This window comes from Blastococcus sp. CT_GayMR20, from assembly GCF_004570345.1.
The window spans coordinates 16,512-32,314 of the sequence record NZ_SPQM01000052.1 but is presented as its reverse complement, the minus strand read 5'-3'; the positions used below and the strand labels follow the sequence as shown (position 1 = coordinate 32,314).

General features: G+C 74.1%; 12 protein-coding genes. 6 read left to right on the top strand and 6 right to left on the bottom strand.

Annotation, left to right across the window (positions count from 1 at the left end):
• Positions 1–2,772: LuxR family transcriptional regulator (locus E4P40_RS13690; protein ID WP_135159119.1), on the top strand; the 2,772-nt coding region annotated here is incomplete at its 5' end.
• 233 nt (positions 2,773–3,005) lie between these two features.
• Here E4P40_RS13690 and hemG read toward each other — a convergent pair.
• Positions 3,006–4,370 (bottom strand): protoporphyrinogen oxidase, encoded by a 1,365-nt coding sequence (gene hemG / locus E4P40_RS13685; protein ID WP_135159118.1) that lies wholly within the window; start codon positions 4,368–4,370, stop codon positions 3,006–3,008.
• Entirely contained in the window at positions 4,367–5,455 is a 1,089-nt protein-coding gene (hemE, locus tag E4P40_RS13680; RefSeq protein WP_135159117.1) for a uroporphyrinogen decarboxylase, read from the bottom strand. The genes hemG and hemE overlap by 4 nt, the downstream gene beginning before the upstream one ends.
• A 117-nt stretch (positions 5,456–5,572) precedes the next feature.
• Here hemE and E4P40_RS13675 point away from each other — a divergent pair, with 117 nt between their 5' ends.
• The 5 genes from E4P40_RS13675 to E4P40_RS13655 all read left to right on the top strand — a co-directional run bounded on the left by E4P40_RS13675 (position 5,573) and on the right by E4P40_RS13655 (position 12,428).
• Positions 5,573–6,208, top strand: a complete 636-nt coding sequence (locus tag E4P40_RS13675; protein ID WP_245160329.1) for a DUF3000 domain-containing protein — start codon at positions 5,573–5,575, stop codon at positions 6,206–6,208.
• A gap of 171 nt (positions 6,209–6,379) precedes the next feature.
• Entirely contained in the window at positions 6,380–7,531 is a 1,152-nt protein-coding gene (locus tag E4P40_RS13670; RefSeq protein WP_245160328.1) for a ribonuclease D, read from the top strand.
• Between the two features lie 61 nt (positions 7,532–7,592).
• Positions 7,593–9,014: a hypothetical protein gene (locus tag E4P40_RS13665; RefSeq protein ID WP_135159114.1), complete on the top strand. Its 1,422-nt coding sequence runs from the start codon at positions 7,593–7,595 to the stop codon at positions 9,012–9,014.
• A gap of 112 nt (positions 9,015–9,126) precedes the next feature.
• Entirely contained in the window at positions 9,127–10,347 is a 1,221-nt protein-coding gene (locus E4P40_RS13660; RefSeq protein WP_135159113.1) for a thiolase family protein, read from the top strand.
• A complete protein-coding gene (locus E4P40_RS13655; protein WP_135159112.1) occupies positions 10,344–12,428 on the top strand; it encodes a 3-hydroxyacyl-CoA dehydrogenase NAD-binding domain-containing protein in 2,085 nt (694 codons plus the stop codon). The genes E4P40_RS13660 and E4P40_RS13655 overlap by 4 nt, the downstream gene beginning before the upstream one ends.
• A 94-nt stretch (positions 12,429–12,522) precedes the next feature.
• On the opposite strand, the gene E4P40_RS13650 is transcribed toward E4P40_RS13655, so the two are convergent.
• The 4 genes from E4P40_RS13650 to dxs all read right to left on the bottom strand — a co-directional run bounded on the left by E4P40_RS13650 (position 12,523) and on the right by dxs (position 15,731).
• On the bottom strand, positions 12,523–13,065 hold the full coding sequence (locus tag E4P40_RS13650; RefSeq protein WP_135159111.1) for an SRPBCC domain-containing protein: 543 nt from the start codon (positions 13,063–13,065) through the stop codon (positions 12,523–12,525).
• Entirely contained in the window at positions 13,062–13,382 is a 321-nt protein-coding gene (locus tag E4P40_RS13645; protein WP_135159110.1) for a metalloregulator ArsR/SmtB family transcription factor, read from the bottom strand. The genes E4P40_RS13650 and E4P40_RS13645 overlap by 4 nt, the downstream gene beginning before the upstream one ends.
• A 145-nt stretch (positions 13,383–13,527) precedes the next feature.
• On the bottom strand, positions 13,528–13,806 hold the full coding sequence (locus E4P40_RS13640) for a thiamine-binding protein (RefSeq protein WP_135159109.1): 279 nt from the start codon (positions 13,804–13,806) through the stop codon (positions 13,528–13,530).
• Complete coding sequence (gene dxs / locus E4P40_RS13635) at positions 13,803–15,731, bottom strand: 1-deoxy-D-xylulose-5-phosphate synthase (protein WP_135159108.1); 1,929 nt, start codon at positions 15,729–15,731, stop codon at positions 13,803–13,805. The genes E4P40_RS13640 and dxs overlap by 4 nt, the downstream gene beginning before the upstream one ends.
• Positions 15,732–15,803: the final 72 nt, after the last annotated feature.

The window sequence follows — 15,803 nt, the reverse complement described above, 5'->3', positions numbered from 1 at the left end:
GCGACCCTGCGCCGGCGGATCGACGCTGCCGAGGCCGGCCAGGGCGGGCTCGTGCTGGTGGCCGGTCCGGCCGGGATCGGGAAGACCCGCACCGTCGAGGAGGCGCTGCGGTCGGCGCCCGACGTCCTCTGGGGCCGGGCGGTCGACGACCCGGGCGCGCCACCGCTCTGGCCGTGGCGACGGGTGCTGCGCGCGCGCCCGGAGGTGGCGGCGGCGGTCGCCGACGCGCTCGCCGACGTCGATCTGCTGCGCGAACGGGCGGCCGACCCCGCGGCCGCGCGCTTCCGGTTCGTCGCGGCGGCCACCGAGGCGCTGCTGCAGTCCGCCGAGCCCGGAGGCCTGGTCGTCGTCCTGGAGGACCTGCACTGGGCCGACGACACGTCGCTGCGGCTGCTCCGCCACCTCGCGGGCGACCTGCAGCGCTCCCGGCTGCTGGTCGTCGGCACCTACCGCGACCCGAGCGGAGGGACGACGCGCACGCTGGACGGCGCCCTGCCGGACCTCCTTCGCTGGCCCGGGACGCAGGTCCTCCCCCTGGGCCCGCTCACCGAGGACGACGTCCGCGCGTTCCTGGACTCGGTCGCCGCCCCGCCGCCCGACGCCGGTGCCGTCCACCGCCGCTGCGGCGGCAACCCGCTGTACCTGCGGGCGGTCGCCCGCGCGCCGGCAGCATCCGGGGACGGGGTTCCGGCCGGCGCCGAGCTCCGGCACGTCGTGCGCTCGGCGCTCGCGAGCCTGGAGCCAGGCGTCGTCGATCTGCTCGCCACGGCGGCGGTCCTCGGCGAGGAGGTGGACGCCGACCTGCTCGCCGCGGTCGCCGACCGGCCTGCCGCCGACGTCCGCGCCGGACTGGACGACGCGCTGCGTGCCGGTGTGCTGGGGGCCGTCCCCTACGCGCCGGGACGACGGCGGTTCGTGCATGCCGTCGTGCGCGACGGGATCTACGCCGACCTCGGCCCCAGCGAGCGCGAGACGCTGCACCGCCGAGCGGCCGAGGCGTGGGAACAGCGTGTCGGCGTGGACGACTCCACCGCGGGCGTCGTGGCGGGGCACTGGCTCCGCGCGGCGGCGGACCCGGCCGGTCTGCGCCGGGCCGCGTCGTGGGCGCGGCGGGCATCCGTCGGCGCCACCCGCTCCCTGGCCTTCGAGGAGGCCGCCCGGTTCCTCGGGATGGCCCTCGACGCCTCCGACCGGGCGGGCTGCACCGACGAGGAACGCGCGGTGCTGCTGGTCGACCTGGCGACGGCCGAGTTCCGCGCCGGTCGGTTCGCCGAGAGCCTCCGGCACGCGGGCGCGGCCTCGGACGCCGCAGCCGCCTGCGGCCGGGCCGACCTGCTCAGTGCTGCGGCACTCGTGGTGCACGACGTCGGCGCGCCCGGCACCTCGGGCATGCTCACCCGGTTGTGCGAGCGTGCCCTGGCCGAGCCGGAGATCGCCCGCGTGCCGGCGCTGCGCTCCCGCCTGCTGTCGCAGATGGCGTCCGCACTCGCCGACGGCGGGAGACTGGAGCGCGCGGCCGAGCTCTCGGCGGAGAGCCTGCGGCTGGCCGAGGAGTGCGGGGACGCCGAGACCGTCATCGACGCCGTGCGCGCCCGGATGAAGGCGACACCGGACGTCCTGCCCCTGGCCGAGCGGATGCGTCTGGGCCGGCTGGCGGTGGAGCACGCTACGGGCACGGGGCAGCCGCTGACGGCTCTCTGGGGACACAAGTGGCGGATCGACGCCGCCCTCGCCGCCGGGGACATGGCGACCGTCGAGGACGAGCTCACCTCGGTGACGGCGCTGGCGGAGAGCACCCGGCTGCCCCTGATCCGGTGGCACGACCTGCGCCTGCGCGCGTCGGTCGAGGCGCTCCAGGGACGGTTCGCCGCGGCCATCGCCCTGAACGACCGAGCGCGCGTCATCGGTCTGTCGGAGCTCTCGCAGGACCTCTCCACCGCAGGCATGTCGGCCGCCTTCGCCATGCAGCACGCCCTCGTGATCGGCCGGCCGGGTCTGGAGGACGAGGCGCTCGAGACGCTGGACCGGGCCGACGACGTGCCGATCGTCCTGGTGACGCGGGCACTGGTCGCGCTGATCCAGGGCCGCGTGGACGACGCCACCGCGCGCTACGACCGGCTGCGGCTGCAGGTCGCCGACCCCGACTTCGCCAATTCGAGCGGCGTCGCGGTCAACATGGTCCCGCTGGTCGAACGGTTCCGGGACGCCGAGACGGCGGAGGTCCTCGGCGACCTCCTGGCGCAGAACCCGATCGCCGCGGGCGGTGCGGGCGTCTACTGCTGCGGCTCGTCGGCGGCACTCCTCGGGCGGCTCGCCGTCGTCCGGAGCCGGCTCGACGAGGCCGTCGGCCACTTCGAGGCGGCTCTCACCACCGACACGCGCACCGGGGCCCGGCCGGCCGTCGTGAACGATCGCGTGGGTCTGGCCGCGGCGCTGCTCGACCGGGCGGCGCCGGCCGACCTGCCCCGCGCGAAGTCGCTGCTGCGGCAGGCGCTGGAGGAGGGCCGGCGGCTGGGCATGCCCGGACCACTCCGGACGGCGGCGTCGCTGACGGACCGGCTGACCGCGTCACTACGGGCAGCCGACCCGCTGACGGAGCGGGAACGGGAGATCGCCGACCTCGTGTCGGCGGCGTTGACGAATCGGCAGATCGCCGACCGGCTGGTGCTGTCCGAGCGGACCGTGGAGAGCCATGTGCGCAACATCCTGGCCAAGCTCGGAGTCGCCAACCGGACGGAGATCGCGGCGGTCACCCTCGCGTCGAGGGGCTGACCGCACCGCTCAGCGCTGAGGGGTGCGGGTGTCCTGCCGGCCGCGGAGCAGCGGGGCGCGCTCGTCACGGCAGTCGCGGCAGTAGGCCATCCAGACGTGGTGGCGGAAGCAGCGGGGAACGGGTCGGGAATGGGATCGTGCTGCGTTGTCGGAGTGGTGCATGAGTCTCACCCCGCGCTCAACGCCGGCGGCCCCCCCGGAATGCCCCGGTCCGGCGTGGGCTCCGCCACCTCTCACAGCAGCGCGTCCACTGCATGGGAGGCGTCGCGGATGCAGGCCGGGACGCCGACCCCCCGGAACGCCGCGCCGGCGATCGCCAGCCCGGGCACCTCGCTGACCGCAGCCCGGATCGCGTCGACCCGCGCCGGGTGCCCGACCAGGTACTGCGGCAGGCCCCCGCCCCAGCGCACCAGGCGCGTCTCCACGGGCTCGGGGCGGGAGAGGTCCAGGAGGTCGGCCACGTCCGCGACCACCGCGGCGGTGAGGTCGTCGTCCGGGCGCTGCAGCTCCGCCTCGTCGCGGAACCGGCCGACCGACGACCGCACCAGGACGACGTCCTGCCCGGCCAGGTGCGGCCACTTCGCCGACGACACGGTCACGCCCTTGACCAGCCGACCGGCCACCGGCGGCACGAGCAGGCCGGACCCGGCGTCGACGTCCTGGGCGGGGAAGGCCATCGCGACGACGGCCATCGACGCGTACGGGATGCCCTGCAGCGGCTCCACGGCGCCGGGCGCCAGGTCGCCCAGCAGCCGGGCGGCCTTCGGAGCGGGGGCGGCGACCAGGACGGCATCGGCGGTGACCAGCTCCGGGTCGGCCGCCGTCCCCACGGAGAGCTCGAAGCCGGACGCCGTCCGCCGGAGGGCGTGCGCCGGGGTGCGCAGCCGGACCTCGGCGCGGGATGCGGCGACCAGCGCCTCCGGAAGCGATCCGATCCCGTCCTGCACGGTGGCGAACACCGGCCCGTCGGCGTCGCCGCGGCCGCGCGCGCCGGCATCGCGGGCGGCGGCTGCGGCGGCGAGCACCGAGCCGGAGGCATCGAGGTGCTCCGCCAGGGCCGGCATCGTCGAGCCCAGCGACAGCTCGTCGGCCCGGCCGGCGTAGACCCCGCCGAGCAGCGGCTCCACCAGCCGGTCGACCAGCTCGTCGCCGAGGCGCTCCCGCAGCAGCGCGCCGACGGCGACGTCCCCGCCGAGCCGCAGCCGCGGCAGGTCGGCCTCTGCCCGCACCCGCGCCACGCCGTCCGCGGACAGGAGCCCGTCGAGGCCGTCGGCGGACGCGGGGACGCCGAGCACGGTTCCGGCGGGGAGCGGATGGCGCCCGTCCGCGAGGACGACGGAGGCCTGCGTGGTGGCCGGCGCGACCAGACGGTCGGCCAGTCCGAGGTCCTCGATCAGCCGCACGGCCTCGGGGACGCGGGCCAGGACCGCCTCCGGGCCGGTGTCGTACCAGTGCCCCGCCAGCCGGACGCGGTGCAGCTTGCCGCCGATCCGGTCGCCGGCCTCCAGGACGACGATCTCGTCGTCCGGCCTGCGGCGGCGCCACTCGAAGGCCGCGGCCAGGCCGGTGATCCCGGCCCCGACGACGACCAGTCTCACGTCGCCGGGGGCGTGGGGTCGGCCGGAGACAGGGTCAGTTCGTGCACCAGCTCGGCGACGTGGGTGAGCACGCCGGGGTCGGTGTCGGGGAGCACGCCGTGGCCGAGGTTGAAGATGTGCCCGCGGGCCGCCCGGCCCTGCTCGACCACCCGGCGGACCTCGCGGTCCACCGTGGCGCGGTCGGCCAGCAGGACGGCTGGGTCGAGGTTCCCCTGCAGGGAACGGCCGTGCCCGACCCGGCGGGCGGCCTCGTCCAGCGGCAGCCGCCAGTCGACGCCGACGACGTCGGCCCCGGCCTCGCCGATCAGGGGCAGCAGCTCGCCGGTCCCGACCCCGAAGTGGATCCGCGGCACGTCGCGGGAGCCGATCGCCTCGAACACCTCGCGGGAGTACGGGAGCACCCGCGCCTCGTAGTCGGCGGCCGACAGCACGCCGGCCCACGAGTCGAACAGCTGCACCGCCGACGCGCCGGCGTCCATCTGGACCTTCAGGAAGGTGGCGGCGGACAGCGCCAGGCGGTCCATCAGCCGGGACCACGCGGCCGGCTCGGCGTACATGAAGGCCTTCGTGCGTGCGTGCTCCTTGGAGGGGCCGCCCTCGATCAGGTACGTGGCCAGGGTGAACGGGGCGCCGGCGAACCCGATCAGCGGCGTCGGGCCCAGCTCCTGCACCAGCGACCGCACGGCGGTCGTCAGGAAGTCGAGGTGGGACGGGTCCAGCAGGGGCAGCGCGTCGACGTCGGCCACCGAGCGGACCGGCTGCGCGACGACCGGGCCGATCCCGGGCTTGATCTCGATGTCCAGCCCCGCGACCACGAGGGGCAGCACGATGTCGGAGAAGAGGATCGCGGCGTCCACCCCGTGCCGGCGGACGGGCTGCAGGGTGATCTCGGTGACCAGGTCCGGGTCCCGGCACGCCTCGAGCATCGCCGTCCCCGCGCGGAGGGCCCGGTACTCCGGCAGCGACCGGCCGGCCTGGCGCATGAACCAGACGGGCGTCCGGCTCACGGGGAGACCTCGAGCGGCGCGGACGAGGTCCGAGTCGGACGGCAGATCCGGTCGGGCCGGGTCGGGAGCGGGGGTCACGACCGGCCATTCTCCCAGACGCGGCGAGGGTCTCCGCCCGGCCTCGGTGATCCTGAGTCGCGGGATGGTTGCGGCGCGTCGGCGGCGGTGTGCTAGATGGCGGCCTACCCTGCGAGCGTGGAGCCCACGAGCCTGGCCAGCGCCGGCAACAGAGGCAGGGACGCGAGCGGGGACGAACCCCCGGCCGAGTTCCGAGCTGCCCTGGCCGCGCTCGCCGCCGTGCGCGCACGGCCCGAGATCGTCCTCGAGCACATCCCCGCACCTCAGCGCCTCGCGCCGTGGGCGCACGCGGTGGGCGCCCGCGTCGCCGAGCCCGACGGGGAGGACGACGACGTCGAGATCGCCAGCGCGCGCTTCATCGTCCTGTTCGACCCCGAGGGCCACGAGGCCTGGAACGGCACCACCCGCTGCGTCGGGTACCTGTCCGCCGCGACGGACGAGGAGCTCGTCGACGACTCGATGTTCTCCGAGGTCGCCTGGAGCTGGCTGACGGACGCGCTCACCGAGTCCGGCGCCGGCCACCACAACGTCGGCGGCACGGTGACCCGCACGGCGTCCACCCGCTTCGGTGACCTGGCCGGTCCCGAGCACACCGTGGACGTCGAGATGCGCGCCTCGTGGACGGCGGAGGACACCGCCCTCGACCGGCACCTGCAGGCGTGGCTCGACGTGCTCGGCAACGCGGCCGGTCTGCCGCCGCCCGGCGTGCGCCTCCTGGGTCCCTCCGACCGGTCCGGCGGCGAGACTCTCTAACATCGGTGCCGACAGACGCCGACCACCAGTGGTCCCGGCGGCCTGACCGACGAGGACCGGCAAGAAGGTGGACGGCAACTGAGCACCGAGGCCACTCCCCAGCCGGAGGAGGCGACTCCCGAGGCCCCGGAAGCAACGCCGCTGCTCGCTCCCCGCGACGGCCTGCCCCCGGTGATCGAGAACTCCACCCAGCTGGTCGAGTACGCCGAAGCCCTCGCCGGTGGCACCGGTCCCGTCGCCGTCGACGCCGAGCGCGCGTCCGGCTACCGCTACGGCCAGCGGGCCTACCTCGTCCAGATGCGCCGCAACGGCTCCGGCACGGGCCTCATCGATCCGGTGCCACTCCCCGACCTCTCGGTGATCCAGACGGCGATCGCCGACGAGGAGTGGGTGCTGCACGCCGCCAACCAGGACCTGCCCTGCCTCGCCGAGATCGGACTCACGCCCGGGCGGATCTTCGACACCGAGCTCGCCGCCCGGCTGGCCGGCCTGCCGCGCGTCGGCCTCGGCGCCGTCGTCGAGTCGCTCCTCGGCTTCTCGCTGCAGAAGGGCCACTCGGCGGCCGACTGGAGCACCCGGCCGCTGCCCGAGGAGTGGCTGGTCTACGCCGCCCTCGACGTCGAGGTGCTGGTCGACCTGCGCGACGCCCTCGCCGCGATCCTCGAGGACCAGGGCAAGTCCGACTGGGCGCGGCAAGAGTTCGAGGCGATCCTCGCCGCCGGACCGCCGCCGCCGAAGTCCGACCCGTGGCGACGGACGTCCGGGGTGCACGGGCTGCGCAGCCGGCGGCAGCTCGGCATGCTCCAGTCCCTCTGGCAGGCCCGCGACGACATGGCCCGCCGCCGCGACGTCGCGCCGGGCCGGGTCCTGCCGGACTCCGCGATGGTGTCCGCCGTGCAGGCCGACCCGGTGAACGAGGGCGCGCTGCTGGAGCTGCCGGTCTTCCGCGGCCGCGCCAACCGCAAGCTCGTCGCTACCTGGTTCAACGCACTCGCCCGCGGCAAGGCCGTCCCAGAGGCAGAGCTGCCCCTGCACAGCAAGCCGGGAGAGGGACCGCCGCCGGTCAACCGCTGGTCCGACCGGGATCCGGCGGCCGCCACGCGCCTGCAGGCCGCCCGTGCCGGGCTGGCCGAGATCTCGGAGAAGCATGCGGTGCCGGTGGAGAACATTCTGTCCCCGGACCTCGTCCGACGGATCATGTGGAGCCCGCCGGAGCCACGGGACGCCGCCACCGTCACCGAGGCGCTCCGCGCCGGTGGCGCCCGCGAGTGGCAGGTCGGCCTGACCGTCGAAGTGCTCACCGACGCGGTCAACCGCGCCTGATCCCTGCCTCGTTACCCGATCGTGGTTGTCCACGGCGGTTTCCGGGACCACGCTGCACCGTGTGGAGGACCGCGCGGCTCCGGTGCACACCGAGGAGCAGCTGCGCGACGACACCAGGCCGGCCGGCCGGCCCTCCGACGCCTGGTGGGCCGCCCGGGACGCCGCGGCACGGCGTCACCGGCGGCGGACCCTGGCCGTCACCGCGACGGCCGTCGTCCTGCTCGGCCTCGCGACGCCGTCCCTCCTCGACGCGGTGACCGCGGACGACCGGCCGACCGGCACCTCCCCACCCGCCTCGGCACCCGACGGGAACCTCTACGACGGGCCTCCTCGCGGCTCGCTGGCCGGCGACGAGGCCTTCGTCGAGGGCGTGCGCGCCCTCCCGTGGTCGCGGCCCGGCGACCAGACCGCCCCCGGCGTACCGGTCTCCGCGCGCCAGGTCGTGTTCGCAGGGGACGTCCCGAGCGGGCGGTGGGCGCTGGTCGTGGCTCCACGGGACGCCGTCGACCCGGCGGACGGCCCCGGCGATGACCCCACCGGCCCCGACCTCCTGGACGCGGTGTGGTTCACCGGTCCGCCGGACGCATCGCCGGCCGAGCTGTCGCCGGCGGCCCACCCGGGCCCGCTCAAGGCCGCCTGGCCGACGGCGCTGCTCGACCAGCGGACCGGCGCCCTCGTGGTGGTGGTCTCCCGCGAGGACGAGGTCGAGGTCTCGGAGCGCCCCGAGATCGCCGCCGACGGGAGCACCTCCCGCCAGTACCGGCAGGTCGAGACGAGCGACGGGGTCGCCGTCGTCCACCTGCGGCCGATCGGCCCGACGCTCGCCACCTCCGCCGTCTACCGGGTGGTCCGCGAGGCGACCGCCTCCTCCATCCCCCCGTGGACGACGACGGTCCTCGACGCCCCGGCGCCGGCGCCGGTCATCGACTTCCCGCGCGGTGAGCCCCAGGAGCTCGGCCGGAACGCCGCCGGCTACGCGGCCCAGCGGGTGATCGGCGAGATCGGCGTCCCGCCGGACGACCTCGAGGTGACCGCCCAGTGGGTGGGCGACGTACCGGCGCGCGGGCCCGGGCAGGCGGCGGTCGTCACCGTGACCCTGCCCAACGGCGCGGTCGTCGTCGACGGCCAGTGGCTGCTGCCGCCGCAGGTCGACGGGTCGGTGCAGGGCGCGGACTGCGGTCGCGCCGTCCTCCCTGCCGGCGTGCCCGCGGCGCGCCGCGTCTACGCGCTCGTCTGCGAGGTCGTCGAGGTCACCTCCGGGGCAGCGATGCAGACCAGTCTCGTCGTCGTGGCCCCGCCGGACGTCGTCCTCGTCCGGACCTACGACGGCGACGGGTCGTTCCTCTCCGAGCACCCCGCCGTGGACGGCGTCGTCGTCAGCCGGCTGCCGCTCGGCACCCAGACCGTGGAAGCCGTCACCCGCGGCGGCGTCAGCCTCGGCCGGGCCGGGCTCCTCGGGGACACGGCACCGTTCGGTCAGTGACCGGTCGACCCGCGCGAGGGACCGCGGACTTGGCCGCTGTGGTTACCGACGGGTAACTTGGGGTCGCCGCGCCCGCCTCCCGGGCCGGATCCCACTGCTGCGGAGGTTCTGAATGTCGTCTCATGAGCGGCGGCCACGGTCGCTGCGTGAGGTCGTCTTCGTCGACGGCGTACGCACCCCGTTCGGCAAGGCCGGCCCGAAGGGCATCTACGCCGAGACGCGCGCCGACGACCTCGTCGTGCGCTGCATCCGCGAACTGCTCCGGCGCAACCCGGCGCTGCCGGCCGACCGGGTGGACGAGGTCGCCATCGCCGCCACGACCCAGATCGGCGACCAGGGACTGACCCTCGGCCGGACCGCCGCGCTGCTGGCCGGGCTGCCGAAGTCGGTGCCCGGCTACTCGATCGACCGCATGTGCGCCGGCGCGATGACCGCCGTCACCACCACCGCCAGCGGCATCGCGTTCGGCGCGTACGACGTCGCCATCGCCGGCGGCGTCGAACACATGGGCCGCCACGCCATGGGTGAGGGCGCCGACCCCAACCCGCGGTTCTTCAGCGAGAAGCTGGTCGATGAGTCCGCCCTGGTCATGGGCGCCACTGCCGAGAACCTGCACGACCGCTTCCCGCACCTGACCAAGGAGCGCGCCGACGCCTTCGCACTGGCCAGCCAGCAGAAGTACGCCAAGGCAGTCGCGAACGGCCAGATCGGCCCGGAGCTGGTGACCATGGCCACGCGCTCGGCCGAGCAGGGCTGGGGCATCGCGACGGTCGACGAGCCGCCGCGCCCGCAGACCACACTCGACGGGCTGGGCACGCTGAAGACGCCGTTCCGCCCGCACGGGAACGTGACCGCCGGCAACGCCGCAGGCCTCAACGACGGCGCGACCACCTGCCTGCTCGCCGCCGAGGACGTCGCCGAGGAGCTCGGGCTGAACATCGGCATGCGGCTGGTGGGCTACGGCTTCGTCGGCGTCGAGCCCGAGGTCATGGGCATCGGCCCGGTGCCGTCGACCGAGAAGGCGCTCGCCCGCACCGGCCTGTCGATCGAGGACATCGGGCTGTTCGAGCTGAACGAGGCCTTCGCCGTCCAGGTACTTGCCTTCCTCGACCACTTCGGCATCGCCGACGACGACGAGCGGGTCAACATGTGGGGCGGCGCGATCGCCGTGGGCCACCCACTGGCCTCCTCCGGCGTCCGGCTGATGACGCAGCTGTCGCGGCAGTTCGCCGAGCGGCCCGACGTCCGCTACGGCCTGACCGCCATGTGCGTCGGCCTCGGCATGGGCGCCACCGTGATCTGGGAGAACCCCAACTGGGAGGGCAACAAGTGAGCGCCGTCTTCGAGGACGAGGTCGTCACGCTCGCCAAGGTCCGGTACCTGCGGGTGCCCGGCCTCGCCGGCGAGCTGGCGCTGATCACCATCGACAACGGGCACGACCACACCCGCCCGTCCACGTTCGGCCCGGGCGGCATCGCCTCGCTCGACGCCGCCCTCGACGAGATCGAGGGGCACTCCCCCGCGCCCGCGGCGATCGCCGTGACCGGCAAGCCGTTCATCTTCGCCGTCGGCGCGGACCTGTCCGGCGTCCCGTCGATCACCGAGGCCGCGCAGGCGCGTGAGGTGGCCGAGGCCGGGCACCGGGTGTTCCGCCGCCTGAAGGACTCGTCGATCCCGACGTTCGCCTTCGTCAACGGCGCGGCCCTCGGCGGCGGGCTCGAGCTGGCGCTGCACTGCCACTACCGCTCGATCGCCACCACCGCCGTCGTGGCCTTCCCCGAGGTCTTCCTCGGGCTGGTGCCCGGCTGGGGCGGCACGCAGCTGCTGCCGAACCTGATCGGCGTCGACCCGGCGGTCACGGTCATCGTCGAGAACGCGCTGGCGCAGAACAAGATCACACCCGGGCCGAAGGCGGCGAAGCTCGGCATCGCCGACGTCGTCCTCGAGCCGGCCGACTTCCTCGAGCGCTCGCTGGAGTGGGCCGTCGGCGTGGTCGGCGGCGAGGTCACCGTCTCCCGACCCGAGGTCGACCGCGGCGGCTGGGACGACGCCATCGCCCGGGCGCACGCGATCGTCGCCGGCCGCACCCGCAACGCCTCCCCCGGCGCCGTGCGCGCGGTCCAGCTGCTCGACCTGGCACGGGCCGGGATCGAGGGCGACGCGTTCACGGCGGGCACCGCGGCCGAGGACGACGCGCTGACCGACCTGCTCATGAGCGACGAGCTGCGGGCCGGCCTCTACTCGTTCGACCTGGTGAACAAGCGCGCCAAGCGGCCGGCCGGTGCGCCGGACAAGTCGCTGGCCCGCACGGTCACCAAGGTCGGCGTCGTCGGCGCGGGCCTCATGGCCTCGCAGCTGGCGATGCTCTTCGTGCGGCAGCTGAAGGTGCCGGTCGTGCTGAACGACATCGATCAGGCCCGCGTCGACAAGGGCGTGGCCTACGTGCACGGCGAGCTGGACAAGCTGGCCCAGCGCGGCCGGCTGTCGCCCGACCAGCTCAATCAGCTCAAGGGCCTGGTCACCGGCTCGCTGTCCAAGGACGTCTTCGCCGACGCCGACCTCGTCATCGAGGCCGTCTTCGAGGAGATGTCGGTCAAGCAGCAGGTGTTCGCCGAGGTCGAGGCGATCGTCTCGCCCGAGTGCGTGCTCGCGACCAACACCTCGGCGCTGTCAGTGACCGAGATGGCCTCGAAGCTCGAGCACCCCGAGCGCGTCGTCGGTCTGCACTTCTTCAACCCGGTGGCGGTCCTGCCGCTGCTCGAGGTGGTGCGCGCCGAGCAGACCGACGACGCCACGCTGGCCACCGCGTTCGCCGTCGGCAAGTCGCTGAAGAAGAGCTGCGTGCTCGTCGCCGATGCACCGGCGTTCGTCGTCAACCGGCTGCTCACCCGCTTCCTGGGCGAGATCACCTCCGCCGTCGAGGAGGGCACCCCCGTCGCCGTCGCCGACCGGGCGCTCGACCCGCTGGGGCTGCCGATGACGCCGTTCGAGCTGCTCACGCTCGTCGGCCCGCCGGTGGCGCTGCACGTGGCCGAGCGGATGCACGAGGCCTTCCCCGACCGGTTCTCCGTCGGCGAGGGGCTCCGCAAGATGGTCGAGCTCGGCAAGTCGTCGGTCTACAGCGAGCCCGGCGTCGTCGACCCCGAGCTCGAGGGCATCGATGCCGGCGACAACCCGCTCACCGAGGCCGAGGTGCGCGAGCGAGCCGAGAAGGCGCTGGCGCAGGAGATCCAGCTGATGCTGGACGAGGGCGTCGTGCAGGCCGTGCAGGACATCGACCTGTGCATGCTGCTCGGCGCCGGCTGGCCGTTCTGGCTGGGCGGCATCTCCGCCCACCTGGACCGGACGGGCATCTCCGAGGCCGTGACCGGCTCGCGGTTCCTGCCGAAGGGCGTGGCCTCGCTGCCGGCCTGAGAATGATCAGGTCACCTGATCACCAGGGGTCCTGGCTCACGATCGACCGTGAGCCAGGACCCCATGAGGTGAGCCAGGACGGCGCCCGACGTCCTCAGCCGGCGAGGACGGAGCCCGTCTCCAGCAGGGACTTGAGGTCGCTGAGGATCCACGCCCAGCCGCCGCCTCCGCCGCCGCCCTGGTCCTCGTAGGCGCCGGCGACGACCGCGGCCAGGCTCGGCGCACCCGTCACGTCGTGGGTGACGGTCAGCCGACTGACGCCGGGGGCGACCTCGAAGATCTCATAGGTGAGCTGCGTGAACCCGTCGGCGGCCGCGTCCGGGCTCATGAGCATCCGGAAGGTCTGCACGAGCCTGCGGGGCGGATCGGCCTCGAGCACCTCGCCGTCGACGACGACGTCCGGGATGCCGTAGCCCCTCTCGTCGGAGACCTTGCGCATCTCCTCCGACGCCGTCGAGCGGTAGCTCCCGCCCGGGCGCAGCTCGAAGAACTGCGGCGCGCCGTAGCCGTACCGCCCGTTCCACTCCGGGTCGGTGATCGCCTGCCACACCTTCTCGGGCGCGACCTTGATGTAGACCCGGTAGACCTGCAGGGTCCGCTCGGACCGGGCGGTGTCGGTGGTCTCGGTGGTGGTCATGACTGGTCCTCCAGCTCGTTCTTCAGGTCGACGAGCGCCGCGACGTGGCGCTCCGTGTACTTGTCGATCCACCGGTCGTGGATGAGACGGATGGGCACCGGGTTGAGGAAGTGGAACTTCTCCCGACCGGACCTGCGCGAGACGACCAGGCCGGCCTCCTCGAGCACCCGCAGGTGCTTCATCACGCCGTAGCGCGTCATCTCCAGGGTCGACTCGAGCTCGGAGAGCGTCCGCCCGTCACGGGCGAAGAGCAGGTCGAGCAGGAACCGGCGCGTCGGATCGGCGAGCGCCTTGAACACGCGGTCGTCGTCCGTCACACCGGAAAGATAGGTGACCAAAAGGTCACATGTCAACGTCCAGCGACGCCACGAGGGACGTCCTGGCTCATCGCTGGGGGTCCTGGCTCACTGTCGACAGTGAGCTAGGACCCCTGATGATCAGGTGACCTGATCATCAGGGGCCTCAGCGGAACTTGGCGGTGAGGCTGTCCATCGTGCGGTTCACGGACGCCACCTTGATGTGCGAGATCCCACCGGTGGCGCCGGCCGCGAGCATCGCCTCGTGTGCCGCCCGCAGCGTGGACCAGACGAGGTCGTCGTCGCCCTCGACCGTGGTGCCGAGCGCGCCGACCTCGTAGCGCAGGCCGGACGCCTGCAGGACGGCGATCGCGGCCTCGACGTGCGCGTGCGGGTCGTCGGCCGTGCCGGGTGGCGACGGGGCCACCTGGATCTCGGCGATCACCGTGCCTCGTCGACCCGCTGGGTCCCGGGCTGTTCGGTGACGGGGTGCTCGGCGCGCTCGGCGAGGACGGCGGTCCACTCGGCGATCCGGCGGGCGATGTCCTGCTCGGTCAGCCCGGCGTCGGCCAGCACCTGACCACGGCTGCCGTGCTCGAAGAACTTCTGCGGCAGTCCGACCGCGCGCACCGGGACGTCGCACTGGCGGTCCTGCAGCGCCTGGGTGAGCGTCGTCCCCACGCCGCCCGCCCGGCCGCCGTCCTCGACCGTGACCACCAGGCGGTGCTCGGCGGCGAGCACCACGAGCGCGTCGGACACGGGCAGGACCCAGCGCGGGTCCACGACGGTGACCTCGATGCCGTGGTCGGCGGCCCGCTCGGCGACGGCCAGGCACATCGGGACCATCGACCCGACGGCGACCAGCAGCACGTCGCGTCGCCCGCCCCGGCGGAGGACGTCGACCGGGCCACGCCGCTCCAGCGCCGGGATGTCCACCGGCGGCGCGCCCTTCGGGAAGCGGACGACGGTCGGCCCGTCGGTCACCGCGACCGCCTCGCGCAGCGCCTCGCGCAGCGTCGCCTCGTCCCGCGGGGCCGCCACCTGCACCCCGGGCACGACGGAGAGGATCGACATGTCCCACATGCCGTTGTGCGAAGCGCCGTCGGTCCCGGTCACCCCGGCGCGGTCCAGCACGACGGTCACCGGCTGACGGTGCAGCGCGACGTCCATCAGCAGCTGGTCGAACGCGCGGTTGAGGAACGTCGAGTAGACGGCGACGACCGGGTGCAGCCCCCCCATGGCGAGGCCTGCCGCGGAGGTGAGGGCGTGCTGCTCGGCGATGCCGACGTCGAACGTGCGCTCCGGGAACCGCTCCGCGAACGCGGCCAGCCCTGTCGGGTGCAGCATCGCGGCGGTGATCGCCACGACGTCGGAGCGTTCGGCGCCGATCCGCACCAGCTCGTCGGAGAACGCCGCCGTCCAGTCGCGGGCGGCCACGGTGCTGGCACCGCTGTCGGGGTCGAACACCCCGGTGGCGTGCCAGGCGTCGATCTGGTCGGTCTCGGCCGGCGGGTAGCCGAAGCCCTTCGTGGTGACCGCGTGCACGATGACCGGCCCGCCGAAGGACCGGGCGCGGCGCAGTGCGGACTCCATCGCCTTGATGTCGTGCCCGTCGACCGGGCCGACGTACTTCAGGCCGAGGTCCTCGAACATCCCCTGCGGCGAGAGGACGTCCTTGAGCCCCTTCTTGATCGCGTGCAGCGCGTCGTAGAGCGCGGTGCCGACGACCGGCGCCCGGTGCAGCGCCTGGCGGACGGCGTTCAGCGCGTCCTCGTAGCCGGGACGCAGCCGCAGCGTCGCGAGGGCATCGGCCACTCCCCCGATCGTCGGGGAGTAGGAGCGGCCGTTGTCGTTGACGACAATGACGACCGGGCGGTCCTGTGCCGCGGCGATGTTGTTCAGCGCCTCCCAGGCCATGCCGCCGGTCAGGGCGCCGTCGCCGACGACGGCCACGACGGGCCGCGAGTCGCCACGGACGGCGAAGGCCTTGGCCAGCCCGTCGGCGTAGGACAGCGAGGTCGAGGCGTGGCTGTTCTCCACCCAGTCGTGCTCGCTCTCCGCCCGGCTCGGGTAACCGGAGAGCCCGCCGCGCTGGCGGAGCCGCTCGAAGCCCTCCACGCGGCCGGTGAGCATCTTGTGCACGTAGGCCTGGTGACCGGTGTCGAAGACGATCGGCTCACGCGGGGACTCGAACACCCGGTGCAGCGCGATGGTCAGCTCGACGCAGCCGAGGTTGGGTCCCAGGTGCCCGCCGGTCTTGGCCACGCTGGTGACGAGCGCGTCGCGGATCTCCGCCGCGAGCACGGGAAGCTCTTCAGGTCGGAGGACTCTGACATCCTCGGGGCCCCGGAGCGATCGCAGGAGCGGCACGGCTCGACGGTGTCCTCTCTGTCAGCGGCAGCTGCATCGGCATCGACGTGCGGCCGCCGACCAACTGTAACC

Bases quoted from the DNA above. Each gene is read 5' to 3' on its own strand.
- E4P40_RS13660 (WP_135159113.1), top strand. From the start codon at position 9,127: ATGTCGTCTCATGAGCGGCGGCCACGGTCGCTGCGTGAGGTCGTCTTC.
- E4P40_RS13650 (WP_135159111.1), bottom strand. From the start codon at position 13,065: ATGACCACCACCGAGACCACCGACACCGCCCGGTCCGAGCGGACCCTG.